The following is a 24,128-nucleotide window of genomic DNA, read 5'->3' as shown; positions in this document are numbered from 1 at the left end:
GCAAAGGATGTGATTGATTCTACGGTGCCGCGCGAGGACAGAAAAGAAAAAAGGCCGCATTGCGGCCTTTTTTGTTATTTAAGACGGTTCTGATCACTCGTCTTTGGGCGAAGCGTTTTCAACCCGGCTCTTTAACTTCTGTCCGGGTCTGAAGGTCACCACGCGCCTTGCTGTAATGGGAATATCTTCACCCGTTTTCGGGTTACGTCCCGGACGTTGATTCTTATCACGCAGATCGAAATTACCAAAACCAGAGAGTTTTACCTGCTCACCGTTTTCCAGAGCACGACGGATCTCTTCGAAAAACAGTTCGACCAGTTCTTTGGCATCCCGCTTGCTAAGCCCAAGCTTATCAAACAGATATTCTGACATTTCAGCTTTTGTAAGCGCCATAGGTTCAATCCCTCAATGATGCCTGGAATCGCTCTTTTAATGCCTCTACACATTTGGCGACGGTAGCGGCAATCTCCTCTTCTTCGAGTGTACGGCTGGTATCCTGAAGGATCAGGCTAATGGCGAGGCTCTTATACCCCTCCGCAACACCCTTACCACGGTACACGTCAAATAAGTTTACGCCAACTACCTGATTTACGCCAACTTTCTTACATTCGGATAAAACATCTGCAGCGGGAACGTTTTCTGCGACCACCACGGCGATGTCGCGGCGGTTTGCCGGGAAGCGAGAAATCTCACGCGCCTGAGGCACCACGCGGTCTGCAAGCTTGTTCCACTCCAGTTCAAACACCAGCGTACGCCCGTTGAGATCGAGCTTACGTTCCAGCTCCGGATGAACAACGCCAATGAAACCAATGCGTTCACCTTTCAGATAAATCGCTGCAGACTGTCCCGGATGCAGCGCCGGATTCGCTTCGGCTTTGAACTGCACATCGCCGAGCTTACCGGTGAGATCCAGCACGGCTTCCAGATCGCCTTTCAAATCATAGAAATCAACGGTCTCTTTTGCCAGGTTCCAGTGTTCATCGTAACGGTTGCCGCAGATAACGCCAGCCAGCATCAGATCCTGTCGAATCCCAAGATTCGCCTGGGTGTCCGGCACGAAGCGCAGACCGCTTTCAAAGATGCGCACGCGGTTCTGCTGACGATTCTGGTTATACACTACCGTGGCTAACAGCCCGGTCCACAGCGACAGACGCATCGCGGACATGTCGACAGAAATGGGGCTTGGCAGCAGCAACGCTTCTTCAGCCGGGTGAATCAACTGTTGTACTTTTGGATCCACAAAGCTGTAGGTAATAACTTCCTGATAGCCTTTGTCGTTGAGCAACGTTTTCACGCGTTTAAGCGACAAATCCGCTTCACGGTGCGTTCCCATGATCAGACCAGCCTGAACCGGTTCGTCAGGAATATTGTTGTAGCCGTACACGCGTGCGACTTCTTCTACCAGATCTTCTTCGATCTCCATGTCGAAGCGCCAGCTCGGCGCAACGGCCTGCCACTCGCCCTCGCCTTCGGTTACTTCGCAACCGAGACGACGCAGAATATCGCTGACCTGTTCGTCAGCAATATGATGGCCAATCAGGCGATCCAGCTTGCTCCGGCGCAGAGTGATCGTGGCGCGCTTCGGCAGCGTCGCATCGTTCGTCACGTCAATAACCGGACCAGCCTCACCGCCGCAAATGTCGATCAGCAGGCGGGTCGCACGCTCCATCGCTTTATACTGCAAAGCCGGATCAACGCCGCGCTCATAGCGATGAGAGGCATCGGTGTGCAGGCCATGACGACGCGCGCGGCCAGTGATCGACAGCGGGCTGAAGAAAGCACATTCCAGCAGCACATTTTGCGTTTCATCGTTCACGCCGGAATGCTCGCCGCCGAAAATACCGCCCATAGCCAAGGCTTTATGGTGGTCGGCAATAACCAGCGTGTCCGCGCTCAGCGTCGCTTCGGTCCCGTCCAGCAGCACCAGGGTTTCGCCTTCTTTCGCCATCCGGACAACAATGCCGCCTTCAATGCGATCTTTGTCGAAAGCATGCATTGGCTGGCCCAGTTCGAGCAGCACATAGTTAGTGACGTCAACCACCGCGTCGATGGAGCGAATACCACAACGACGCAGTTTTTCCTTCATCCACAGCGGCGTAGGCGCTTTAACGTTGATGCCTTTCACCACTCGACCCAGATAGCGCGGGCATGCGTCGGCCGCTTCTACAGTAATCGGCAGCACATCGCTAACGGTCGCCGCCACCGGAGCAATTTCAGGCTCAACCAGCGGCGCTTTATTCAGTACCGCCACGTCGCGGGCGACGCCAATGATGCCTAGACAGTCGGCACGGTTGGGCGTTACGCTAATTTCGATGGTGTTATCATCGAGTTTCAGGTATTCGCGAATATCGGTTCCGATCGGCGCATCTGCGGGCAGTTCGATAATGCCGCTATGGTCGTCGGAAATGCCCAGTTCAGAGAATGAACACAGCATCCCTTCGGACGGTTCGCCACGCAGTTTTGCCGCTTTAATTTTGAAGTCGCCCGGCAGCACCGCGCCAATTGTCGCGACCGCCACTTTGAGCCCCTGACGGCAGTTTGGCGCCCCGCAAACAATATCCAGCAGACGTTCGCCGCCCACGTTCACTTTTGTTACGCGCAGTTTGTCTGCATTCGGGTGCTGGCCGCACTCAACCACTTCACCAACAACCACGCCGTTAAACGCGCCAGCCACCGCTTCAACACCGTCAACTTCCAGGCCGGCCATGGTGATTTGATTCGACAGCGCGTCGCTGTCGATTGCCGGGTTAACCCACTCGCGTAACCACAGTTCACTGAATTTCATTATGTTGTCCTGCCCTTATTTAAACTGTTTGAGGAAACGCAGATCGTTTTCGAAGAAGGCGCGTAAGTCGGTGACACCGTAACGCAGCATGGTCAGACGTTCCATCCCCATGCCAAACGCAAAACCGGAATAGATTTCCGGGTCGATACCGACATTGCGCAGCACGTTCGGATGCACCATGCCGCAGCCCAGGACTTCCAGCCATTTGCCGTTTTTGCCCATCACGTCAACTTCGGCGGAAGGCTCGGTGAACGGAAAATAGGACGGGCGGAAGCGAATTTGCAGATCTTCTTCAAAGAAGTTACGCAGGAAGTCGTGCAGCGTCCCTTTCAGGTTGGTAAAGCTGATGTTGGTATCCACAATCAGGCCTTCCATCTGATGGAACATCGGGGTGTGGGTCTGATCGTAGTCGTTACGATACACACGGCCCGGCGCGATAATACGGATCGGCGGCTGCAGCTCTTTCATGGTGCGAATCTGCACGCCGGAGGTCTGGGTGCGCAGTAAACGGGTGGCATCAAACCAGAACGTATCGTGGTCAGCACGCGCCGGGTGGTGGCCCGGAATATTCAGGGCGTCAAAGTTATGATAGTCATCTTCAATCTCGGGCCCCGTCGCCACCGTAAAACCCAGCTCGCCAAAGAAACTTTCGATACGGTCGATGGTACGGGTTACCGGATGCAGGCCGCCGTTTTCGATACGACGACCGGGCAGCGACACGTCAATCGTTTCTGCCGCCAGACGCGCATTCAGCGCCGCATTTTCCAGATCCGCCTTGCGCGCGTTCAGCGCCTGCTGCACCTGCTCTTTCGCTTCGTTAATAACCGCACCGGCTGCAGGACGCTCCTCAGGAGGCAGTTCACGCAGGGTCGTCATTTGAAGGGTCAGGTGCCCTTTTTTGCCCAAATATTCGACGCGTACATTGTCTAACGCGGCAACATCTGACGCCTGGTTAATGGCTGCCTTCGCACTGGCAACCAGCTCTGCGAGATGTGACATGGTTTTCCTCATTATGTGGCGATAATCATAAGTCGCTCGTCTATACGCAAAATCATTCAGGTTGTATCACAAAACACGTAAGTGTTTTAACAGCGCTTGCGCTGCCCCCACAGGGCGAGGCTGCAAGCCGAGTCACGCGGCAAGAGAGCGAATCCTCAGAAGCGTACATCAGTACGTGCCTGGGGTGAGCGAATGCAGCCAACACAACGACAACTTGAAGGATAAAGCGTATAAAAAAAGCCTCCACCAGGGAGGCTTTATGCGCTGTTTTTCGTTTCTTCTTTCACGCGCTAGCCTCCTGGAATCAGGTGCTAAAGTAAAAAAAGAAGCGGAAAATAGCAGCATTCATGCTTGCGTTACCTTGTAGGGTAAAAACCGGAGAACCTTTATTGAAAAGGGTTACGGATGAATTGTCAACTCATTGACGACATTACAAATAAAAGAGAGGGAGCCAGGCTCCCTCTTTTCACTGGCTTATGCCAGAGCTGCTTTCGCTTTTTCAACCAGCGCGCTGAACGCTACTTTGTCGAATACGGCGATGTCAGCCAGGATCTTACGGTCGATTTCAACAGAGGCTTTTTTCAGGCCGTTGATGAATTTGCTGTAAGAAATACCGTTCTGACGTGCTGCTGCGTTGATACGCGCAATCCACAGTTGACGGAACTGACGCTTACGCTGACGACGGTCACGGTAAGCGTACTGACCGGCTTTGATAACAGCCTGGAAGGCTACGCGGTATACGCGAGAACGCGCACCGTAGTAGCCTTTCGCTTGTTTCAAAATTTTCTTGTGACGTGCACGTGCAATTACACCACGTTTTACGCGAGCCATGTTGCTCTCCTGTATCTATTCTGATTTGCCCTTTACCGCTGTCAACCCAGGACCTGAATTGCCTGGCGTTGGAGCGCGTCAATTGGGCGTAAAAAAGTTAAAAAAATCGTTAACGGCTTATGCGTACGGCAGGCACGCGATAACCAGGCCCAGATCGCCTTTGGAAACCATGGCTTTCGGACGCAGGTGACGTTTACGTTTGGTCGCTTTTTTGGTCAGAATGTGACGCAGGTTAGCGTGCTTGTGCTTAAAGCCACCTTTACCGGTTTTTTTGAAGCGCTTAGCAGCACCGCGTACGGTCTTAATTTTTGGCATCTTAATAACTTCCACTTCGCATTGTTAATTAAACGAAACGTAGGGCGAACAAAATCTGTGAAGCCCGAAGGCTTCACAGAAATGGTTACTTGAAGGCCTTACTGTTTCTTCTTAGGAGCGAGCACCATAATCATCTGGCGGCCTTCGATCTTCGATGGGAAGGATTCGACCACTGCCAGTTCTTGCAAATCGTCTTTCACGCGATTAAGCACTTCCATACCGATTTGCTGGTGGGCCATCTCACGACCGCGGAAACGCAGCGTGATTTTGGCCTTATCGCCATCTTCGAGAAAGCGAATCAGGCTGCGGAGTTTTACCTGATAGTCACCTTCATCAGTACCAGGGCGGAATTTAATTTCCTTCACCTGGATAACTTTCTGCTTCTTCTTCTGTTCCTTAGAAGACTTACTCTTTTCATAAAGGAACTTGCCGTAGTCCATGATACGACAAACTGGCGGTTCGGCGTTAGGGCTGATTTCAACTAAATCTACTCCAGCCTCTTCAGCCTTTTCGATCGCTTCTCTCAGACTCACAATTCCCAGTTGCTCACCTTCCAGACCTGTTAAGCGAACTTCCTGGGCGCGAATCTCGCCATTGATACGATTCGGACGTGCCGTTTGAACTCGTTTTCCGCCTTTAATACCTTATTCCTCCAGTTGTTGAAGACTGCGGCTGCGAATCTCTTGTTGCAGCTTCTCGATCACTTCATTTACGTCCAGGCTGCCCAGGTCTTTACCACGGCGGGTGCGAACGGCCACTTTGCCAGCTTCCACCTCTTTGTCACCGCAGACCAACATATAAGGGACACGACGTAAAGTGTGCTCGCGGATTTTAAAGCCAATCTTCTCATTTCTCAAGTCTGCTTTTACACGAATGCCCGCATTTTGTAGTTTCTGCGTCAATTCGTTAACGTATTCAGACTGCGAATCGGTGATGTTCATCACCACGACCTGAACCGGCGCCAACCAGGTCGGGAAGAAGCCAGCGAACTCTTCGGTCAGGATACCGATGAAACGTTCCATTGACCCAAGAATGGCGCGGTGAATCATCACCGGCACTTTACGCTCGTTGTCTTCGCCGACATAGGACGCGCTCAGACGGGACGGCAGTGAGAAGTCCAGCTGTACAGTTCCGCACTGCCACGCACGATCGAGGCAGTCATACAAAGTAAACTCAATTTTCGGACCGTAGAAGGCGCCTTCACCCAGTTGATACTCAAACGGGATGTTGTTTTCTTCCAGCGCCACCGCCAGGTCCGCCTCAGCACGATCCCACATTTCGTCGCTGCCGATACGTTTTTCAGGACGAGTGGAAAGTTTGACAACGATCTTCTCGAAGCCAAACGTGCTGTACATATCGTAGACCATACGAATACAGGCGTTAACTTCATCGCGGATCTGCTCTTCGGTACAGAAGATGTGCGCATCATCCTGCGTAAAACCACGCACACGCATCAGACCATGCAGCGCGCCTGACGGTTCGTTACGATGGCAGCTACCGAATTCCGCCATACGCAGAGGCAGATCGCGGTAGGACTTCAGGCCCTGGTTAAAGATCTGCACGTGCCCAGGGCAGTTCATCGGCTTGATGCAGTATTCACGGTTCTCAGACGAGGTCGTGAACATCGCATCTTTATAGTTTTCCCAGTGCCCGGTTTTTTCCCACAGCACGCGGTCCATCATAAACGGACCTTTCACTTCCTGATACTGGTACTCTTTCAGCTTGGAGCGGACGAAAACTTCCAGTTCACGGAAGATGGTCCAGCCGTCGTTATGCCAGAACACCATGCCCGGCGCCTCTTCCTGCATATGGTAGAGGTCGAGCTGCTTACCGATTTTACGATGGTCGCGTTTCGCCGCTTCTTCCAGACGTTGCAGGTACGCATTAAGGGCTTTTTTATCTGCCCATGCGGTACCGTAAATACGCTGGAGCATCTTGTTGTCGCTGTCGCCACGCCAGTATGCGCCCGCGGTTTTCATCAGTTTAAAGTGATGGCAGAAACGCATATTCGGCACGTGCGGACCGCGGCACATATCAATATATTCTTCATGATGATACAGGCCAGGCTGATCGTCATGAGCAATGTTCTCATCAAGAATAGAGACTTTGTACGGCTCGCCGCGTTTCACAAAGGTTTCGCGCGCTTCGTGCCAGCTCACTTTTTTCTTGATGACGTCGTAGTTTTTCTCCGCAAGCTCGTGCATCCGCTTCTCGAGCGCGTCGACATCTTCCTGGGTCAGGGTGCGGTCAAGATCAACGTCATAGTAGAAACCATTGTCGACAACCGGGCCAATCGCCATTTTGGTATTTGGCCAGAGTTGTTTGATCGCATGGCCCAGCAGGTGCGCGCAGGAGTGACGAATGATCTCCAGCCCTTCTTCATCTTTCGCGGTGATGATAGACAGCGAAGCGTCATTTTCGATCAGATCGGAAGCATCCACCAGTTCACCGTTAACACGGCCAGCGATGGTAGCTTTTGCCAGACCCGGACCGATATCCAGGGCAACATCCATGGGGCTTACAGCGTGGTCGTAATGGCGTTGACTGCCATCAGGAAGAGTAATAACAGGCATGTTATGTCCTTATTTGCAGTGGTGACCCATACGCAAGATCACATACAAAGTTTCGATATTTAAAATTACCAAAAAGTAATGGGCTGATTCCCGCTTCACTCTGCGAAATATGTCACGGGTCACCGTAATGGCGACACTGGGCCTACACCCGCTTTTTGATAACACCGTCTGACAGTGTACACGGCATTGCCTGCCGTTCAAAGTCGCAATCACCCTGCCTGATATGACGTAAATCAATTCACTGAAGCGCAGCAAGTTTTGTTACACTGCCGCCACGAACAAAGACAGACAGGACATGAATGATGCCAACGCAACGCTTCGCAAAAAAACACTGGAAAATGGTGGTGGTGCTTATTGCCATTTGTGGCGCCATGCTTCTTCTGCGCTGGGCGGCAATGATTTGGGGTGAGTGACGGGCGACTTGTTTCAGACTGGCCACGCGGCGAGACGCTTAGAATAATTTACGTTTCATCACGAAAATAAAAAAACCGGTACATCAGGATCCGGTTTTTATAAAGAAAAATAACGAGTAGAACACACGTTGCGGTAATGAAATATTAAGACCATTCACCCGCAACCAACGTATGCACATTAAACGCATCATTCATGCTTTGCCCCGTAGACTGCGAACCCGGTGTGATATTCGAGCCGGCTTCTACGTCAGACGCCTGGGTAATGCCCACGCGCGAGGTGTTGTCTGCGTGCGTTGCTGTCACAGGTTCGGCAGCGAAAGCGCCGAAAGAGAGTGCGGAAAGCACGATCGCCGCACTGGCTGTTTTGATATTATTCATATTGTTTTATCTCTTACTTGAATTAAAACCTGGTATTAAAGGCAATAATCTGCCTGTATCGCTAAGTGTAGATCTGGATCACACTTTTGCCTAGTCAAAATAATTAACAATTCGTGTCAAATAAATTGTATAAAGCAAAGATGTGATAAAGATGGAGAAAATATGAAGAAATGAAAATTTCGAAAAAAATAAAACTCCGGTTGAAAAATAATAATACGGTAGCGCAATTTTAAACGCCAGACTGCATAACAGCCTGGCGGAGTATTACATCTTGTATCCGAGCGATACGGTCGTGCGGCGATCCGTATGCTCCGGTGCTGTTGCTGGCGGTTCGGAGTTCCAAGTAACGTTATACGCCACCTTCAGACCAAAGTGTTCGTTGATGGCGACGTTGAGCGCCGTTTCAGAGTTCAGCGTAGTGTCCTCCGCACCGAACACCGACACACCCTGAGTGAATTTGGTGGTATCGGTCATCTGCCATGCATAAGCGCCTGACGCGTAACCCAGCGGCTGTGTCTCGGTGGTGCCATCGGTGTGCTCGTCGTATCGAACGCCCGGACCGAATTCGAAACGGAAGCTGTGTACGGGGCCATTCAGGAACTGCCGTCCGTAACCGGCGGTGAGCACATCACGTTCGCGATAGCCGTTATAACGATCCGTCAGCCAACTGGCCTGACCAAAGAGATAATCGTAGTCGCTTAAGTTAAAACGGCTACGCCCGCCAACGGCATATTTTTCTGAAGAACGCTCATCGTTAGAAGAGGTATTGCTTGCGTTGCCCCATAGCGACCAGGCGGTGGTTTGCCCGTACCATGTCATCGTTGTGTCCGCCGTTAAGGACGAACTTTTGGTATTACCCGACTGCGCCAGATAGCCAGCGTTGAGGTTACCTTCGAAGGGTTTCTTCGCACTTGAGGGATCGTCCATGACAGTAAAAACGGAATCATCGGCAGCTGCGTACATTGACGCAAACACGCCACCCGCCAGCAGAAACGCAGCGGGAACTGTCTTTAAAAGCTTCATTTATAAAGAGTCCGTACAACAAAAAAAGAGACCGTTACGGTCCCGGAAACTTTCAGAGGGATCAATGACAAACGCCTCAGGAAAGGTAACAAATTATAAAAAGGCTCGAATAACATAGCAATGAATTCTTATTTCATTTTTTGAATAAGAGAGTTCCCAAAGCATTAAATTGTTTATATATCTTTAAGGCAAACAAATTTAATAAAGAGCCAATAAATCAGCTTGTTATTGACTTCACTTTATGCCTGTTCGGTGCCAGACTGAAATAAGCCTAACAGGAGGAAAAGATGGTACGTATCTACACGTTAACACTTGCGCCCTCTCTCGATAGCGCAACGATCACGCCGCAGATCTATCCCGAAGGGAAGCTTCGTTGTACGGCGCCCGTTTTTGAGCCTGGCGGCGGCGGCATTAACGTCGCCCGCGCCATTGCCCATCTGGGCGGCACCGCTACCGCCATTTTCCCGGCAGGCGGCGCAACTGGCGAACACCTGGTATCGCTGCTGGCTGACGAACAGGTTCCAGTGTCGACCGTCGACGCCAAAGACTGGACCCGGCAAAACCTTCATGTTCATGTTGAATCCAGCGGTGAACAGTATCGCTTTGTGATGCCCGGCGCGGCACTGAATGACGATGAGTTTCGCCAGCTTGAAGAGCAGGTTCTGGAGATAGAATCCGGCGCGATCCTCGTTATTAGCGGCAGTTTGCCGCCAGGGGTGAGCGTGGACAAGCTGACTCAGCTTATTACCGCAGCCCAAAAACAGGGCATTCGCTGCATTATTGATAGCTCCGGCGAGGCGCTGACCGCGGCGCTGGCGATCGGCAATATCGAGCTGGTAAAGCCCAATCAGAAGGAACTGAGCGCGCTGGTTAACCGTGAGCTGACCCAACCCGATGACGTGCGTAAAGCGGCGGAAGAGATCGTTCGTAACGGTAAAGCCCGTCGCGTCGTCGTTTCTCTTGGTCCTCAGGGGGCGCTGGGCGTGGACGGTAAAAGCTGCGTGCAGGTCGTTCCACCGCCGGTAAAAAGCCAGAGCACCGTTGGCGCAGGCGACAGCATGGTGGGCGCCATGACCCTAAAACTGGCGGAAGACGCTTCGCTGGAGGATATGGTGCGCTTTGGCGTCGCGGCAGGTAGCGCAGCGACAATCAATCAAGGAACGCGGTTGTGTTCTCATGAGGACACACAAAAAATCTACGCCTGGCTCTCACAAGCCTGATGCTCTCCCCCTCGTCCTGAGGGGGATGCGTTACACCTGTCGGCATCCGCATTCACCGACTATGCTAAAAAAGCATGTATTTACAAAGAGGTGTCAAATGGCCAGTGGGGATATCACCCGGTACATCGTTACCGTCAAGTTTCATGAAGATTCATTAACCGAAATCAACGAGCTTAACAACCATTTCACCCGCGCGGGTTTTCTGCTCACGCTAACCGACGAAGACGGCAATGTGCATGAACTGGGCACAAACACGTTTGGGGTGATCAGCGCGCAAAGCCCGGATGAGGTAAAAGCTCTCGCGACCGGACTGGCGGAAAGCGCGTTAAACAAAACGCCCGATATCACAATAATGACCTGGGACGAATGGCAGAACGGGGAAAAATCATCGCCATTAGCCCGTTAACGCGTCCACGTTGTGCGTTAGTTCGTGTTTTTTCACCGCATTATTGCGCTAACCTTATGATCTGGCAGACAACATGGGGAGAGACATCATGTGGCAGGCTATCAGTCGTCTTTTAAGCGAGCAACTCGGTGAAGGCGAAATCGAACTGCGTAACGAACTGCCTGGCGGAGAAATTCATGCCGCATGGCATGTGCGCTATGCCGGACGTGATTTCTTCGTTAAATGTGATGAACGGGAAGTGCTTCCTGACTTCACCGCCGAAGCCGATCAACTGGAACTGTTATCACGCAGCCATACTGTCACCGTACCAGAAGTCTGGGCGGTGGGAGCCGATCGGGATTACAGTTTCCTGGTGATGGATTATCTCCCTCCCCGTCCGCTGGACGCGCACAATGCGTTTATTCTGGGGCAGCAGTTGGCCCATCTTCATGAGTGGAGCGATCAGCCGCAGTTTGGTCTGGATTTTGACAACGCCCTTTCCACTACGCCGCAGCCCAACGCCTGGCAACGACGCTGGTCGACCTTTTTTGCCGAGCAGCGCATCGGCTGGCAACTGGAATTAGCCGCCGAGAAAGGCATTGCCTTCGGTAATATCGACGCCATCGTGGAACATATTCAGCAACGTTTGTCATCGCATCAGCCCCAGCCCTCTTTGCTGCATGGCGATTTGTGGTCCGGCAACTGCGCGCTGGGGCCGGACGGCCCGTACATTTTCGATCCTGCCTGCTACTGGGGAGACCGCGAGTGCGATCTGGCGATGCTGCCGCTACATACGGAACAACCGCCGCAAATTTATGATGGCTATCAGTCGGTCTCGCCGCTGCCGCTCGATTTTCTCGACAGGCAGCCGGTTTATCAACTGTACACGCTGCTTAACCGGGCCAGACTGTTTGGCGGTCAGCATCTGGTAACGGCACAAAAGGCGCTGGACCAGATTTTAGCGGCCTGACATTCATTCCTGGCGACACTGCGCAGCCCTGCCGGACAGGCGTAAACCGCCCTCCGGCAGGGTTGTTTTATAAAAAGCCGAGCAGAGAAAAAAAGACGTAGCCAAGCGCGATAATAATCACCGGCAGGATATAGAGCGGGAAAATCTGCAGAAAAATGGTGTGGTGCGGTACGACAATGCGCGACTCGATTTGTTCGCGGGTTAGACCTTCACTGCCCTTCGCTTTTTCCAGAATAAGTTGATCCTCAACGCCCTCCCGCAGAAAACGGGCCTGGCGGCTCATTCTGGCCCCCGAATCCTGCATTGCCAGCCCCACGAAAATCAGAATAAAAATCAACCAGAACATAATGTTCAGGCTATTCTGGAAATCAGGCGTCGGCGAGTTGTACCAGAACAGATTAAGAAACGGGGTGTTCACCCGCATCATGTCTATCATGACATGGGTAAAATCGAGCATGACGGCATTAATGCCTTCCTGCTTTTCGCTATGCGCATACATAAATTTCAGCGCGGAAATCAAAGTAGAAAGTAATGCTGGTATAAAAATCACCCATCCCAGGATCCGTTTTAGCACCGCTATGCGTCCCGCTTGTTGATACGTCATGAGCTCCCCTTGATAAAGACGCGTCGTTTTGGCTTAAGTCTACCCGCTGATGACTGTTTTCGCTCGATCTTTAAAGACACTATGATTATTCTCTGACCCCTGAACGCTCTATAAGGAGAGGTGGTAATGACAATTCCGCGTCAAATTCTTGCGGCAATATTCGATATGGATGGCTTGCTGATTAACTCCGAACCACTATGGGATCGGGCTGAACTGGACGTGCTGGCAAGTGTAGGCGTAGATATCACCCGCCGCCATGAACTTCCCGATACGCTTGGACTGCGCATCGACATGGTGGTTAATCTTTGGTTCGCCCAGCAACCCTGGAACGGCCCGAGCCGTCAGGAAGTGACTGAGCGCATTATTCGCCGCGCGATCACCCTGGTCGAAGAGACGCGCCCGCTGCTCCCCGGCGTAAAAGAAGCCGTGGCGCTGTGTAAAGAACAGGGGCTGCTCGTGGGTCTGGCATCGGCATCGCCGCTGCACATGCTGGAGAAAGTGCTGACCATGTTTGACTTGCGCGACAGTTTCGACGCCCTCGCCTCGGCGGAAAAACTGCCTTACAGTAAGCCACATCCGCAGGTCTATCTCGACTGTGCGGCAAAACTGGGGGTGGATCCGCTTACCTGTGTCGCGCTGGAAGACTCCGTCAACGGCATGGTGGCTTCTAAGGCGGCGCGAATGCGCTCCATTGTCGTGCCTGCAAAAGAGGACCAACACGACCCACGTTTCGCGCTTGCCAACGTTAAGCTGACCTCACTGACTGAACTTACCGCCGCCGATCTGCGCGGTTGATCACGCACGGGCAGTGTCAGGCATTGCCCGTTTTTCCCACCTCACCAACAAAAATAAAACATTGTTTCATTTTTTGTTGTGTTCTATGTCTTCCTCTTCTATCCTTTTTTGCGGGCAAATAACGAATAACAGCGGGTCGCCGAGGTCACTATGATTTTGAATGCGTTTTCTCTTACAGGTAAAGTCGCTCTTGTTACCGGTTGCGATACCGGACTTGGCCAGGGAATGACCGTCGCGCTTGCCGAAGCGGGCTGCGACATCATCGGGGTGAACCGTAAAATACCCCATGACACCGCCGCCAAAGTCGCGGCGACCGGTCGCCGTTTTTTCGCTATTCAGGCCGATCTCAGTCAGCAAGACCCTCTTGCGGATATCGTCGCGCAAGCCGTCGGGCAGTTTGGTCGTCTCGACATTCTGGTGAATAACGCCGGCACCATTCGCCGCGAAGACGCGCTCAGTTTCAGCGAAAAAGACTGGGATGACGTGGTGAATCTGAACCTGAAATCCGTCTTCTTTCTCTCGCAGGCCGTAGCCCGCCAGTTTATTGCCCAGGGTGATGGGGGAAAAATCATTAATATCGCGTCAATGCTGTCGTTCCAGGGCGGGATCCGCGTTCCCTCATACACCGCGTCAAAGAGCGGCATCCTCGGGATAACCCGGCTGCTGGCGAATGAATGGGCGCAGTATGGGATAAACGTCAATGCCATTGCTCCCGGCTATATGGCGACCAATAACACGCAGCAGCTGCGTGACGACGCAGAGCGCAACAAAGAGATTGTCGATCGCATCCCCGCCGGACGTTGGGGTACGCCGGAGGACCTGCAAGGCCCGGTGGTTTTCCTCGCGTCTCGAGCCTCGGATTACGTCAATGGCTACACACTGGCGGTGGATGGCGGTTGGTTAGCGCGTTAATCGCGCAATATTGACAAAGAGTTACAACGTCACCACTTCCGCCTACTGTATAAAAATCCTATACTGTACGAATTAACAGTTTATTGGGTTGTATCATGACGGCGGAAGGTCACCTTCTCTTTTCTATTGCCTGCGCGGTGTTCGCCAAGAACGCCGAGTTGACGCCCGTGCTTGCACAGGGCGACTGGTGGCATATCGTTCCTTCCGCCATCCTGACCTGTCTGCTGCCGGATATCGATCACCCGAAGTCGTTTCTCGGGCAACGGTTGAAGTGGATCTCAAAACCGATCGCCCGGGCGTTCGGGCATCGCGGATTCACGCACAGCCTGCTCGCCGTCTTTGCCTTGCTGGCGACGTTCTATCTGAAAGTGCCAGAGACCTGGATCATTCCGGCGGATGCCTTACAGGGTATGGTTCTCGGCTATCTGAGCCATATTCTCGCCGACATGCTCACCCCGGCAGGCGTTCCACTGCTCTGGCCGTGTCGCTGGCGTTTCCGGTTACCGATCCTCGTCCCGCAGAAAGGGAATCAACTGGAGCGTTTTCTCTGCATGGCACTGTTTGCCTGGGCGGTGTGGATGCCCCAGTCGTTGCCCCAGAACAGTGCGGTACGCTGGTCATCCGACATGATCAATACGCTGCAAATGCAGTTCAACCGCTTTATAAAACATCAGATCGATTAGTAAATCAGCGAAATTGTCATTTTTGGCATAAACAATTCCATTTGAATATAAGAGCCGGTTCACACTTCTGCTACTCTTGCGCCAACAGGCTCGCTCCAGATAGCGAGACGAATAATAAAATCAGGAGAACGGGGATGAATTTTCCATTAATCGCGAACATCGTGGTGTTCGTCATTCTGCTGTTTGCGCTGGCGCAAACCCGTCATAAACAGTGGAGTCTGGCAAAGAAAGTACTGGTTGGTCTGGTCATGGGCGTGGTCTTTGGCCTCGCCCTCCATACTGTTTATGGTTCTGACAGCCAGGTACTCAAAGATTCCGTACAGTGGTTCAACATTGTCGGTAATGGCTATGTACAACTGCTGCAAATGATCGTGATGCCGCTGGTGTTCGCCTCTATTTTGAGTGCGGTAGCCCGCCTGCACAACGCTTCACAGTTGGGAAAAATCAGCTTCCTGACCATCGGCACGCTGCTGTTTACTACGCTTATCGCCGCACTGGTGGGTGTGCTGGTGACCAACCTTTTCGGTCTCACCGCAGAAGGGCTGGTACAGGGCGGCGCCGAAACGGCGCGCCTTAACGCTATCGAAACCAACTACGCCGGAAAAGTCGCAGACCTCAGCGTCCCGCAGTTGGTGCTGTCGTTTGTACCGAAAAACCCGTTTGCCGATCTGACTGGCGCGAATCCGACCTCTATCATTAGCGTCGTGATCTTCGCTGCGTTCCTCGGCGTGGCTGCGCTTAAGCTGCTAAAAGATGACGCGCCTAAAGGCGAGCGCGTATTAACCGCTATCGACACCCTGCAAAGCTGGGTAATGAAGCTGGTCCGCCTGGTGATGCAGTTAACCCCTTACGGCGTACTGGCGTTGATGACCAAAGTCGTGGCGGGCTCCAACCTGCAGGACATCATTAAGTTGGGCAGCTTTGTGGTGGCCTCCTATCTGGGGCTGGCGATAATGTTTGTTGTCCACGGCGCGCTGCTGGGCGTTAATGGCGTCAGCCCGTTGAAATACTTCCGTAAGGTCTGGCCGGTGCTCACTTTCGCTTTCACCAGTCGCTCCAGCGCCGCGTCTATTCCGCTGAATGTTGAAGCGCAAACCCGTCGTCTCGGCGTGCCGGAATCCATCGCCAGCTTCGCAGCCTCGTTTGGCGCGACCATTGGTCAGAATGGCTGTGCCGGTCTGTATCCGGCTATGCTGGCGGTGATGGTCGCCCCGACGGTAGGAATTAACCCGCTCGATCCGGTATGGATTGCCACACTGGTTGGCATTGTCACCGTCAGCTCCGCTGGTGTGGCGGGAGTTGGTGGCGGCGCAACTTTCGCCGCACTGATTGTTCTGCCCGCAATGGGCCTGCCAGTCACGCTGGTGGCGCTGCTGATCTCCGTTGAGCCGCTGATCGACATGGGCCGTACCGCGCTGAACGTGAGCGGCTCCATGACCGCTGGTACGCTGACCAGCCAGTGGCTGAAACAAACCGATAAAACCATTCTGGACAGTGAAGAAGACGCCGAACTGGCGCATCGCTAAGGGAAAAAACGCCCTTCTTTAACGATAATAACCGCCTTTCGGGGCGGTTTTTTTATGGCGCATTAGTCAGCGATTTCATTTTCCTGCCGTACCTGGTTTGCCCAGCGTTGAGCGGACTCCGGTACGGTAAAGGCGGGCGATCGCTGGAACGACTCGCCGAGTAAGACAAACGCGACATATTTTCCACGCAAAATCCATACGTCACGAAACGCTTCCATTTTTATCGCATGTTCAGGCGGCGCGGGTTCCACTCGCGGGACATAGCTAATAACCGGGCGATTTTGTTGGCGTAGAGGTTTCATCATTAATTGCTTCACTAAGACCGATGCTAAAAATCAGAAAAGAACTATCTTAGCCGATTTTTCCCCTGCCCGTCCTGCTCTGCACGTGCGCTTTGCGCGCCGTCTCGCCGTAACCATGCCGTGGTCTTCCGATAGAATCTCCGTGGTGGTCTATAGTTAGTGGGGTTTTAACAAATAAAACGGTCTTTTCAGCCATGAAAAATGGAGACGAGTTCAATGTCGCATAATGAGAAAAATCCCCATCCTCATCAGTCCCCTGTCCACGACACCCGTGAATCGCAGCCGGGACTTGACTCTCTGGCGCCTGAGGACGGCTCGCATCGCCCGTCCCCGGAACCCACTCCGCCGGGCGCACAGCCAACGGCCCCCGGCAGCCTGAAAGCGCCGGATACCGGAAATGAAAAGCTGAACGATCTCGAAAGCGTGCGTAAAGGCAGCGAAAATTTCGCGCTCACCACCAATCAGGGCGTGCGTATCGCCGATGACCAGAACTCCTTACGCGCCGGTAGCCGCGGTCCTACGCTGCTCGAAGATTTTATCCTGCGCGAAAAAATTACCCACTTTGACCATGAACGTATTCCGGAACGTATTGTTCACGCGCGTGGGTCCGCTGCGCACGGCTACTTTCAGCCCTATAAAAACCTGAGCGATATCACCAAAGCCGCTTTCCTTTCCGATCCGGACAAAATCACGCCAGTATTTGTGCGCTTCTCCACGGTACAGGGTGGCGCTGGCTCAGCGGACACCGTACGTGACATCCGTGGATTCGCCACCAAGTTTTATACTGAAGAAGGCATTTTCGACCTGGTGGGCAATAACACCCCCATTTTCTTTATACAGGACGCGCATAAGTTCCCGGATTTCGTCCACGCCGTTAAGCCCGAACCGCACTGGGCGATTCCGCAAGGTCAAAGTGCCCATGACACGTTCTGGGACTATGTTTCGCTACAGCCTGAAACACTGCACAACGTCATGTGGGCGATGTCGGATCGCGGCATCCCGCGGAGCTATCGAACCATGGAAGGTTTCGGTATTCATACCTTCCGACTGATTAACGCCGAAGGGAAAGCGACGTTTGTACGCTTCCACTGGAAACCGCTGGCGGGCAAGGCTTCGCTGGTATGGGACGAAGCGCAGAAACTCACCGGTCGCGACCCGGACTTCCATCGCCGCGAACTGTGGGAAGCTATCGAAGCCGGTGATTTCCCGGAATATGAATTAGGATTCCAGCTAATTCCGGAAGAAGACGAATTCAAATTCGACTTCGACCTGCTGGACCCAACCAAGCTTATCCCGGAAGAGCTGGTACCGGTGCAGCGCGTAGGGAAAATGGTGCTGAACCGTAACCCGGACAACTTCTTTGCCGAAAACGAGCAGGCCGCGTTCCACCCGGGCCATATCGTTCCCGGTATTGATTTCACAAACGATCCGCTGCTGCAGGGCCGACTGTTCTCGTATACCGACACACAAATCAGCCGCCTCGGCGGGCCCAACTTCCATGAAATCCCTATCAACCGTCCAACCTGCCCGTATCACAACTTCCAGCGTGACGGTATGCACCGGATGGGCATCGATACTAACCCGGCTAACTATGAGCCCAATTCTATCAACGACAACTGGCCGCGTGAAACGCCGCCAGCGCCTAAGCGGGGAGGTTTCGAGTCTTATCAGGAGCGCGTTGAAGGCAACAAAGTACGCGAACGTAGCCCATCCTTTGGTGAATATTACGCTCACCCGCGCCTGTTCTGGTTGAGCCAGACGCCGGTTGAGCAGTTGCATATCGTCGATGCCTTCAGCTTTGAGCTCAGTAAAGTGGTTCGCGCTTATATACGCGAACGGGTTGTGGATCAACTGGCGCATATTGACATAACGCTGGCGCAAGCAGTGGCGAAGAATCTGGGCATTGAACTGACGCCGGAACAAACGCAAATCGCCCCGCCGCCGGACGTCAACGGACTGAAGAAAGATCCATCGCTAAGTCTTTATGCGATCCCCGACGGTGATATTAAAGGTCGCGTGGTGGGGATTTTACTGAACGGTAAGGTAAAATCCGCCGACCTGCTGGCTATCCTGCAAGCGCTGAAAGCAAAAGGCGTTCATGCGAAACTGCTTTACTCACGCATGGGTGAAGTGGTGGCCGACGACGGTTCTACCCTGACCATTGCCGCCACCTTCGCTGGCGCGCCATCCCTTACCGTCGATGCCGTCATTGTGCCGTGCGGCGATATCGCGGATATCGAAAACAGTGGCGACGCCCGTTACTATCTGCTCGAAGCCTATAAACACCTCAAGCCTATCGCTCTGGCGGGTGATGCACGACGCTTTAAAGCTGTGCTGAATGTCGACAGTCAGGGGGAAGAAGGTCTTGTCGAAGCAGACAACGTGGACTGTCAGTTTATGGACGCGTTGTTTACGCTGATGGCCGCGCACCGCGTGTGGTCACGAACCGGCAAAGTGCCGCTAATCCCGGCGTAATCAATAAGTAAAAAATGCGGCGCATTATGTATGCGCCGCAAACTCAGGCACTACACATCAAGAAAACTGCCCAGACGGTAGCCGCGTTCCACAACCGCCTTCCTCAGCGACGGGGCCGTCAGTACCTCCAGTTCAGTCAGGCGGGGATAACAGTAGGCGCTTTGACGAATCACATTGTCGATAAACGCCGGATGACACATCACTTCCAGTGAAGCCTCCCCACGCGCCGCAGAGGCGTCCAGAACGTGCAGAAACAACGCTTCGGATATCGCTTCACCGTAAAACTCGCTGCTAAACCCTTGCGAACTTCGCAACGTTGCCGGCAGGTCCGCGGCATTAAACACCGGCTGGCGGTCAATACGCAGCGCCACTCCCCGTTCGGCGGCAAAACGCGCGACGACAGGAAAAATTTGCGGGAACATATGCACGTGATGATGGCTGTCCAGATGCGTAGGCTCCCGCCCAAACAGATCGATAAAACGCTGATACTGACACTCCAGTTCGCGGGCGATTTCATCCAGCGGCAGCGTATCCTCTTCCGCCATCTGCCAGATCCATTTCCCCAGACGCCCTTCCCGGGTCAGCCCTGGCATCCGGGTTAACGGGGCGCCGAGCGTCAGAACAAAGTGCATCCCTACGGCCAGCGACGGATGTTCGCGGCTTAACTGCGCCGCATGCTCAATGGCCTCGCCGTTCACCAGCGCCGTGGTGGAAGTCACCACCCCATGGCGACAGGCCTCAATGATGCCGTAGTTTTGTCCTTTGCTCAGACCAAAATCGTCCGCATTGACAATCAGTACGCGTTCCATAGTCAACCTCTTTAGTGTTGTGCGCCTTTCAGTTTTTCAATACAGCCAGCAAAGTTAGGCAGCCACTTTTCATGCGCCAGGATCAGCTCACGCGCCAGGGTTTCCGCATCGCGATCCGAATGGACCAGCGGGCTGAGGTTAAGCGCCAGCAGCACGTCGTTAAACTCACCGCTCAATGCTGCCTTGCTGGCCGCCACTTCAAAGCCCTTGATGGTATAGATAAGCCCCAGCACTTTTTCGTCAAAATGGGTGATTCGCGGATGCGGCTTCGCGCCGTCGCGGCCCAATGTACAGGTCATTTCCACCGCCCAGTCCGCCGGAATGTTATCAACGTGCCCGTGATGCGGAACGTTGACATAATGCTCAGTCTGTTTGTCGTTGAAAATGGCGTTAATCACTTCGCACGCAGCATCAGAGTAGTAAGCGCCGCCGCGCTGCTCCAGCTCTTTCGGCTTCACGTTCAGCTCCGGATTTTTGTACAGATCAAACAGCTGTTTCTCAACTTTCTGCACTACCTGCGCGCGCGCGCCGCCCTTGTAGTATTCGCCCATTTCAATGGCCAGCATCTCTTTCTGCTTGAAGTAATACAGCAGATACGAGCACGGCAGCAGATTCAATGAGCGAATCAGACCTTCACTGAACGGCAGATCAAAAATGTTCTTCACGCCGGACGCTTTAAGCTGACCGGAAGCGACGCCATCCAGCAGTTCAGCAAAGCGCGACTCCCCGTTGACGAACACATCTTTGATGAACACCATGTGGTTCAGGCCAAACAGATCGATAGACAGCGCATCGCTCTCTTTCAGTCCCAGCACATCGCCGATGAACATTTTCATGCCGACAGGAATGTTGCACACCCCAATGAAGCGCTTAAAATTGGTGTGGCGATACACCGCTTCGGTCACCATACCCGCCGGGTTAGTGAAGTTAATGACCCACGCATTCGGGCAAAGTTCTTCCACATCCTTAATGATGTCAAAAATCACCGGAATGGTGCGCAGACCCTTAAACAGACCGCCTGCGCCATTGGTTTCTTGTCCCAGGTATCCCTGGCTCAGCGGAATGCGTTCATCCAGCTCGCGGGCTTTCAATTGTCCGACGCGCAGCTGGGTGGTTACAAAGTCTGCGTCTTTCAGCGCTTCGCGGCGATCGAGGGTTTTAAAGACCTTCATCGGCACCCCCGCTTTCTCAACCATTCGCTGACACAGGCGGTAGATGATATCCAGCTTCTCTTCGCCGCCTTCCACGTCAACCAGCCACAATTCAGAGACCGGCAGCTCATGATAGCGCTTAATAAAACCTTCGAGTAATTCTGGGGTGTAGCTGCTCCCGCCACCAATAGTGACAACTTTTAATTTCTGGCTCATAATTTCTCCCTTCAGTGTCAGACACTGGCGTGAATTATGCTCGGCCCTTTTTTCAGGTGTAACGCGGGGGTCCCGCGTTAATATTGGGCAAGCTTTAAAATCAGGTTATTGAATAAACTTTTTACTGATTATATTGCGTCAGTTTTTTTCGATAGCTGTTTGGCGTAAACGACGTCATTTTTTTAAACGTTTTAATAAACAAACTTGGGCTACTGTATCCGGCCTCGTAGGCGATATCCGTTACGGAGTAGTTCGTCATCTCCAGCTGTTTTTTGGCAAAGTTAATACGAATTTCGTTAATTAACTGCATCGGCGTTTTTCGATAATAACGCTGCGTCGCTCGCGTCAGGTATTCCTGGGATTTTGCGGACAGGGAAACCATATTTTCCAGCGCGTTTTCGCCAAACTGCTCTTTATTGTGCATGGTTTCGACAGTGGCTTTTAACCACTGCGGAATATCATCCAGCACCTGTTCCTCACGATAATGACGCAGGCGGTTGATAATGTAGAAGGTGACCACTTCCACAAATTCCTCCAGCCCGGTATCTCGAAAGTTGAGCGAGGCAATCACTGTTTCGACATAGGTTAAAAATGCGCTGTTGGTGCGATAGACCTGCGATGCCACAAAACAATACGGCATGAGCGGGCTATAGTGCTGTTCAAAAAAACGTTTGCTGATGCCGACGTTAAGAATACGCGTGGCGCCGAACTCGTAAAAACTCTGGTGATGAGAACCCAGCGGGACAAACACAAAGTCCCCCCGCTCCAGCAGCACACGCTTACCATTAATCTCCTGGTAATAGCGGCCGGTGAGCACCAGCGTAAACTCATAGTAGTCGTGCTGATGCAAGCCGCAGGCGCTCTCTGTCTTGTTATAGATAAAGACGTGGAAATTTTTGCCATTAAACAGTTGCTGTTCGCGGGCAACGGTGATTTCCGGTACGGTAGCGGTAGCCTGCAGTTGCATCATCAACTCCTTACTTGCTCAGCTTCTCGTGAAGCTCTATCAATTCTGACACCAGTTCGCGCGCCAGCATTGAGGTCATCAGGTGATCCTGCGCATGCACCAGAACCAGACTGACTTTCATTTTACCTTCACCCTGATCGCCTTCAATCAGTTTCGTTTGCACCAGATGGGCTTCATTCAGCGCCATGCGCGACTGTTCCATCATCGTCTTCGCCGCCGCAAAGTCGCCCTGCTTTGCCTGCTTCAACGCTGCGTAGGCCAGGCTGCGCGCCTGTCCGGAGTTGATGATGAGCCCCATCACCACTTCTTCAAGCTCTTCAGCCTCGGTTTGCGCATCGGTAATGCTATCAAGATCCATCATAAATCATTCCTCTTTGACGACCCGGCATGCGTAACCACATGCCGGTTAAAATTTAGAATTTCAGGGCGTTGGCGATGTCTTCTTCGCTTTCTTCTTCATCAATGACGTTCTGCGCTTTGTTAGCCACCACAACAAACGGCAGGTAAATCAACGTCGCCACACCCAGGTTGAACAAGGCCACCAGCAGCGCAGCGACGCTGCCGTTGGTGTTAAAGAAGGCGCCCAGGCCGGTGGGCATGGTCCACGGCGCGATGTTGGTAATCGGCGGGATAATGCCCAGGTAGTACGCCACCAGCGTAATCGCGGCAAGAATCGGTTGTACCAGAATGAACGGGATAAACATCACCGGGTTCATGATAATCGGCAGACCAAACAGAATCGGTTCGTTAATCTGGAAGATGCCTGACGGCAGCGCGAGTTTGGCGACCTGACGATAATCGGCGCGACGAGACGCAATGAAGATAGCAATGATCAGGCCAAGCGTTGCGCCACTGCCGCCGAGGAAAATATAGGAGTCCAGCATCGGTTTTGCCCAGATGTGGAAGGTCTTACCGGCGGCCAGCGCGGCGTCAACGGAACCGTACTGCTGGTAAATAGCGATGTTCTCTAGCGCCCACGGGGTCATAATGCCGCTGTCCAGCGCGGTCAACGCCAGGGAGCCGTGAATACCGAAGAACCACAGCAGCGGAACGAAGATAACATAAGCCCAACCCACCACGCTGCCTAGCGACGCCAGCGGCGTAGAAATGGTATCCATAATGATCTGGTGGAAGTTCGTTCCCCAGGTGGTCAGCGCCCAGGCGATGATCCCCATGATAGAGAGGATAATAAAACCTGGAATTAACGCGGAGAATGAGCGGGAGACAGATGCTGGTACGCTATCGGGTAATTTGATCACCCAGTTACGGCGGACAATGAATGTGAACATTTCCGCAACCACCAAACCGATAATAATACCGGAAATGATATTCGCGCCGCCCAGCCAGTTTGCGCCCACCGCATAGGCTTCACCGACGCTATAGGGCGTAACGGTCATAAATGCCGCGACAGATAATAAGCCGGCTGCCAGGGCGTCGACTTTACGTTCTTCTGCCAGCGCCATACCGATAAAGAACGGCGCCATCAGGGACATAATGCCTAACGTACCGTTGTAGACGTTCCCACCGATGCCTTTCAGACTATTGAGATTCTCAATGGTAGACGCATCCAGCCGAATGCCGAGGGAATAAAAAAACGCCCCCTCCCCAAAGCTCAGGAAAACGTTATTAATTAATACAAACATGGCCCCAGCGAGGGTCAACGGCATTAAACGAATAAAACCATTTTTGATTGCATTAACGTGTGGCTGCTTTCCTATTTTTACAGCAAAAGGAAGGAGTACCTTTTCAAGTGAAGCAATGACGTTACTCATAGAAAAATACCCTTAAAAACCGCA

General features: G+C 52.8%; 26 protein-coding genes and 1 other annotated feature. Of the genes, 9 read left to right on the top strand and 17 right to left on the bottom strand.

The window, feature by feature from the left end:
• Positions 1 to 93 precede the first annotated feature (93 nt).
• The 8 genes from ihfA to thrS form a co-directional block, all read right to left on the bottom strand.
• Entirely contained in the window at positions 94 to 393 is a 300-nt protein-coding gene (gene ihfA / locus APU02_RS07355) for an integration host factor subunit alpha (protein WP_001229265.1), read from the bottom strand.
• A 4-nt stretch (positions 394 to 397) separates the two neighbouring features.
• Positions 398 to 2,785, bottom strand: coding sequence for a phenylalanine--tRNA ligase subunit beta (gene pheT, locus APU02_RS07350; RefSeq protein ID WP_060569667.1), 2,388 nt, complete (start codon positions 2,783 to 2,785; stop codon positions 398 to 400).
• Positions 2,786 to 2,800: 15 nt separating this feature from the next.
• Complete coding sequence (pheS, locus tag APU02_RS07345) at positions 2,801 to 3,784, bottom strand: phenylalanine--tRNA ligase subunit alpha (protein ID WP_060569666.1); 984 nt, start codon at positions 3,782 to 3,784, stop codon at positions 2,801 to 2,803.
• Between the two features lie 230 nt (positions 3,785 to 4,014).
• Positions 4,015 to 4,138, bottom strand: a sequence feature (Phe leader region).
• Entirely contained in the window at positions 4,089 to 4,133 is a 45-nt protein-coding gene (gene pheM / locus APU02_RS26560) for a pheST operon leader peptide PheM (protein WP_001386830.1), read from the bottom strand. It overlaps the preceding feature by 45 nt.
• A gap of 120 nt (positions 4,139 to 4,258) precedes the next feature.
• Positions 4,259 to 4,615: a 50S ribosomal protein L20 gene (gene rplT / locus APU02_RS07340; RefSeq protein ID WP_000124849.1), complete on the bottom strand. Its 357-nt coding sequence runs from the start codon at positions 4,613 to 4,615 to the stop codon at positions 4,259 to 4,261.
• A gap of 117 nt (positions 4,616 to 4,732) precedes the next feature.
• Positions 4,733 to 4,930, bottom strand: a complete 198-nt coding sequence (rpmI, locus tag APU02_RS07335) for a 50S ribosomal protein L35 (RefSeq protein ID WP_001124225.1) — start codon at positions 4,928 to 4,930, stop codon at positions 4,733 to 4,735.
• 98 nt (positions 4,931 to 5,028) lie between these two features.
• Positions 5,029 to 5,571 (bottom strand): translation initiation factor IF-3, encoded by a 543-nt coding sequence (gene infC, locus APU02_RS07330; RefSeq protein WP_042287453.1) that lies wholly within the window; start codon positions 5,569 to 5,571, stop codon positions 5,029 to 5,031.
• Between the two features lie 3 nt (positions 5,572 to 5,574).
• The gene (gene thrS, locus APU02_RS07325; protein WP_042287456.1) at positions 5,575 to 7,503 is read right to left on the bottom strand and encodes a threonine--tRNA ligase; all 1,929 of its coding nucleotides are present in this window, start codon (positions 7,501 to 7,503) and stop codon (positions 5,575 to 5,577) included.
• 302 nt (positions 7,504 to 7,805) lie between these two features.
• Between thrS and yniD the strand changes: the two genes are divergently transcribed.
• Positions 7,806 to 7,916: a small membrane protein YniD gene (yniD, locus tag APU02_RS26115; protein ID WP_120714873.1), complete on the top strand. Its 111-nt coding sequence runs from the start codon at positions 7,806 to 7,808 to the stop codon at positions 7,914 to 7,916.
• 144 nt (positions 7,917 to 8,060) lie between these two features.
• On the opposite strand, the gene APU02_RS07320 is transcribed toward yniD, so the two are convergent.
• Both APU02_RS07320 and APU02_RS07315 read right to left on the bottom strand, forming a co-directional pair.
• A complete protein-coding gene (locus tag APU02_RS07320) occupies positions 8,061 to 8,294 on the bottom strand; it encodes a hypothetical protein (protein WP_060569665.1) in 234 nt (77 codons plus the stop codon).
• Positions 8,295 to 8,558: 264 nt separating this feature from the next.
• The gene (locus APU02_RS07315; protein WP_042287461.1) at positions 8,559 to 9,317 is read right to left on the bottom strand and encodes a YdiY family protein; all 759 of its coding nucleotides are present in this window, start codon (positions 9,315 to 9,317) and stop codon (positions 8,559 to 8,561) included.
• A 287-nt stretch (positions 9,318 to 9,604) separates the two neighbouring features.
• Between APU02_RS07315 and pfkB the strand changes: the two genes are divergently transcribed.
• From pfkB to APU02_RS07300, 3 genes are all read left to right on the top strand, one after another.
• Positions 9,605 to 10,537, top strand: coding sequence for a 6-phosphofructokinase II (gene pfkB / locus APU02_RS07310; protein WP_042287463.1), 933 nt, complete (start codon positions 9,605 to 9,607; stop codon positions 10,535 to 10,537).
• 97 nt (positions 10,538 to 10,634) lie between these two features.
• Positions 10,635 to 10,943, top strand: a complete 309-nt coding sequence (gene ghoS, locus APU02_RS07305) for a type V toxin-antitoxin system endoribonuclease antitoxin GhoS (protein ID WP_060569664.1) — start codon at positions 10,635 to 10,637, stop codon at positions 10,941 to 10,943.
• A gap of 88 nt (positions 10,944 to 11,031) precedes the next feature.
• Entirely contained in the window at positions 11,032 to 11,892 is an 861-nt protein-coding gene (locus tag APU02_RS07300) for a fructosamine kinase family protein (RefSeq protein WP_060569663.1), read from the top strand.
• Between the two features lie 67 nt (positions 11,893 to 11,959).
• Here APU02_RS07300 and APU02_RS07295 read toward each other — a convergent pair whose 3' ends face one another.
• A complete protein-coding gene (locus APU02_RS07295; protein ID WP_060569662.1) occupies positions 11,960 to 12,496 on the bottom strand; it encodes a YniB family protein in 537 nt (178 codons plus the stop codon).
• 126 nt (positions 12,497 to 12,622) lie between these two features.
• On the opposite strand from APU02_RS07295, the gene hxpB reads away from it, so the two are divergent.
• The 4 genes from hxpB to tcyP all read left to right on the top strand — a co-directional run bounded on the left by hxpB (position 12,623) and on the right by tcyP (position 16,412).
• Positions 12,623 to 13,291, top strand: coding sequence for a hexitol phosphatase HxpB (gene hxpB, locus APU02_RS07290; RefSeq protein ID WP_060569661.1), 669 nt, complete (start codon positions 12,623 to 12,625; stop codon positions 13,289 to 13,291).
• A 150-nt stretch (positions 13,292 to 13,441) separates the two neighbouring features.
• Entirely contained in the window at positions 13,442 to 14,203 is a 762-nt protein-coding gene (gene kduD, locus APU02_RS07285; RefSeq protein ID WP_060569660.1) for a 2-dehydro-3-deoxy-D-gluconate 5-dehydrogenase KduD, read from the top strand.
• A 95-nt stretch (positions 14,204 to 14,298) separates the two neighbouring features.
• Positions 14,299 to 14,886, top strand: coding sequence for a metal-dependent hydrolase (locus APU02_RS07280; RefSeq protein WP_042287473.1), 588 nt, complete (start codon positions 14,299 to 14,301; stop codon positions 14,884 to 14,886).
• A gap of 134 nt (positions 14,887 to 15,020) precedes the next feature.
• Positions 15,021 to 16,412 (top strand): cystine/sulfocysteine:cation symporter, encoded by a 1,392-nt coding sequence (gene tcyP, locus APU02_RS07275; protein ID WP_042287476.1) that lies wholly within the window; start codon positions 15,021 to 15,023, stop codon positions 16,410 to 16,412.
• Between the two features lie 62 nt (positions 16,413 to 16,474).
• Here the strand turns inward: tcyP and cedA are convergent, their stop codons facing one another.
• Complete coding sequence (gene cedA / locus APU02_RS07270) at positions 16,475 to 16,729, bottom strand: cell division activator CedA (protein ID WP_072014981.1); 255 nt, start codon at positions 16,727 to 16,729, stop codon at positions 16,475 to 16,477.
• Between the two features lie 201 nt (positions 16,730 to 16,930).
• On the opposite strand from cedA, the gene katE reads away from it, so the two are divergent.
• Positions 16,931 to 19,189, top strand: a complete 2,259-nt coding sequence (gene katE, locus APU02_RS07265) for a catalase HPII (protein ID WP_060569659.1) — start codon at positions 16,931 to 16,933, stop codon at positions 19,187 to 19,189.
• Positions 19,190 to 19,239: 50 nt separating this feature from the next.
• Here the strand turns inward: katE and chbG are convergent, their stop codons facing one another.
• The 5 genes from chbG to chbC all read right to left on the bottom strand — a co-directional run bounded on the left by chbG (position 19,240) and on the right by chbC (position 24,104).
• Positions 19,240 to 19,998, bottom strand: a complete 759-nt coding sequence (gene chbG / locus APU02_RS07260; RefSeq protein ID WP_060569658.1) for a chitin disaccharide deacetylase — start codon at positions 19,996 to 19,998, stop codon at positions 19,240 to 19,242.
• 11 nt (positions 19,999 to 20,009) lie between these two features.
• On the bottom strand, positions 20,010 to 21,365 hold the full coding sequence (locus tag APU02_RS07255) for a 6-phospho-beta-glucosidase (protein ID WP_042287485.1): 1,356 nt from the start codon (positions 21,363 to 21,365) through the stop codon (positions 20,010 to 20,012).
• Positions 21,366 to 21,486: 121 nt separating this feature from the next.
• Positions 21,487 to 22,335 carry a transcriptional regulator ChbR gene (chbR, locus tag APU02_RS07250; protein ID WP_082636792.1) on the bottom strand — a complete coding sequence of 283 codons (849 nt, stop codon included), beginning with the start codon at positions 22,333 to 22,335 and terminating at the stop codon, positions 21,487 to 21,489.
• Positions 22,336 to 22,342: 7 nt separating this feature from the next.
• The gene (gene chbA, locus APU02_RS07245; protein ID WP_042287495.1) at positions 22,343 to 22,693 is read right to left on the bottom strand and encodes a PTS N,N'-diacetylchitobiose transporter subunit IIA; all 351 of its coding nucleotides are present in this window, start codon (positions 22,691 to 22,693) and stop codon (positions 22,343 to 22,345) included.
• Positions 22,694 to 22,745: 52 nt separating this feature from the next.
• Positions 22,746 to 24,104 carry a PTS N,N'-diacetylchitobiose transporter subunit IIC gene (chbC, locus tag APU02_RS07240; protein ID WP_060569656.1) on the bottom strand — a complete coding sequence of 453 codons (1,359 nt, stop codon included), beginning with the start codon at positions 24,102 to 24,104 and terminating at the stop codon, positions 22,746 to 22,748.
• Positions 24,105 to 24,128 lie beyond the last annotated feature (24 nt).

The organism is Citrobacter sp. 50677481, assembly GCF_001463265.1.
Lineage (GTDB): Bacteria > Pseudomonadota > Gammaproteobacteria > Enterobacterales > Enterobacteriaceae > Citrobacter_A > Citrobacter_A sedlakii.
The sequence above is the reverse complement of the archived record's forward strand: the minus strand, read 5'-3'. Positions and strand labels throughout refer to the sequence as shown.

Coding starts and splice junctions, on each gene's coding strand:
- thrS (WP_042287456.1), bottom strand. CDS start 7,503: ATGCCTGTTATTACTCTTCCTGATGGCAGTCAACGCCATTACGACCAC.
- pfkB (WP_042287463.1), top strand. CDS start 9,605: ATGGTACGTATCTACACGTTAACACTTGCGCCCTCTCTCGATAGCGCA.
- yniD (WP_120714873.1), top strand. CDS start 7,806: ATGCCAACGCAACGCTTCGCAAAAAAACACTGGAAAATGGTGGTGGTG.
- chbG (WP_060569658.1), bottom strand. CDS start 19,998: ATGGAACGCGTACTGATTGTCAATGCGGACGATTTTGGTCTGAGCAAA.
- APU02_RS07295 (WP_060569662.1), bottom strand. CDS start 12,496: ATGACGTATCAACAAGCGGGACGCATAGCGGTGCTAAAACGGATCCTG.
- APU02_RS07320 (WP_060569665.1), bottom strand. CDS start 8,294: ATGAATAATATCAAAACAGCCAGTGCGGCGATCGTGCTTTCCGCACTC.
- katE (WP_060569659.1), top strand. CDS start 16,931: ATGTCGCATAATGAGAAAAATCCCCATCCTCATCAGTCCCCTGTCCAC.
- pheS (WP_060569666.1), bottom strand. CDS start 3,784: ATGTCACATCTCGCAGAGCTGGTTGCCAGTGCGAAGGCAGCCATTAAC.
- chbA (WP_042287495.1), bottom strand. CDS start 22,693: ATGATGGATCTTGATAGCATTACCGATGCGCAAACCGAGGCTGAAGAG.
- kduD (WP_060569660.1), top strand. CDS start 13,442: ATGATTTTGAATGCGTTTTCTCTTACAGGTAAAGTCGCTCTTGTTACC.
- APU02_RS07300 (WP_060569663.1), top strand. CDS start 11,032: ATGTGGCAGGCTATCAGTCGTCTTTTAAGCGAGCAACTCGGTGAAGGC.
- tcyP (WP_042287476.1), top strand. CDS start 15,021: ATGAATTTTCCATTAATCGCGAACATCGTGGTGTTCGTCATTCTGCTG.
- chbR (WP_082636792.1), bottom strand. CDS start 22,335: ATGATGCAACTGCAGGCTACCGCTACCGTACCGGAAATCACCGTTGCC.
- ghoS (WP_060569664.1), top strand. CDS start 10,635: ATGGCCAGTGGGGATATCACCCGGTACATCGTTACCGTCAAGTTTCAT.
- ihfA (WP_001229265.1), bottom strand. CDS start 393: ATGGCGCTTACAAAAGCTGAAATGTCAGAATATCTGTTTGATAAGCTT.
- APU02_RS07255 (WP_042287485.1), bottom strand. CDS start 21,365: ATGAGCCAGAAATTAAAAGTTGTCACTATTGGTGGCGGGAGCAGCTAC.
- APU02_RS07315 (WP_042287461.1), bottom strand. CDS start 9,317: ATGAAGCTTTTAAAGACAGTTCCCGCTGCGTTTCTGCTGGCGGGTGGC.
- pheT (WP_060569667.1), bottom strand. CDS start 2,785: ATGAAATTCAGTGAACTGTGGTTACGCGAGTGGGTTAACCCGGCAATC.
- rplT (WP_000124849.1), bottom strand. CDS start 4,615: ATGGCTCGCGTAAAACGTGGTGTAATTGCACGTGCACGTCACAAGAAA.
- hxpB (WP_060569661.1), top strand. CDS start 12,623: ATGACAATTCCGCGTCAAATTCTTGCGGCAATATTCGATATGGATGGC.
- APU02_RS07280 (WP_042287473.1), top strand. CDS start 14,299: ATGACGGCGGAAGGTCACCTTCTCTTTTCTATTGCCTGCGCGGTGTTC.
- rpmI (WP_001124225.1), bottom strand. CDS start 4,930: ATGCCAAAAATTAAGACCGTACGCGGTGCTGCTAAGCGCTTCAAAAAA.
- chbC (WP_060569656.1), bottom strand. CDS start 24,104: ATGAGTAACGTCATTGCTTCACTTGAAAAGGTACTCCTTCCTTTTGCT.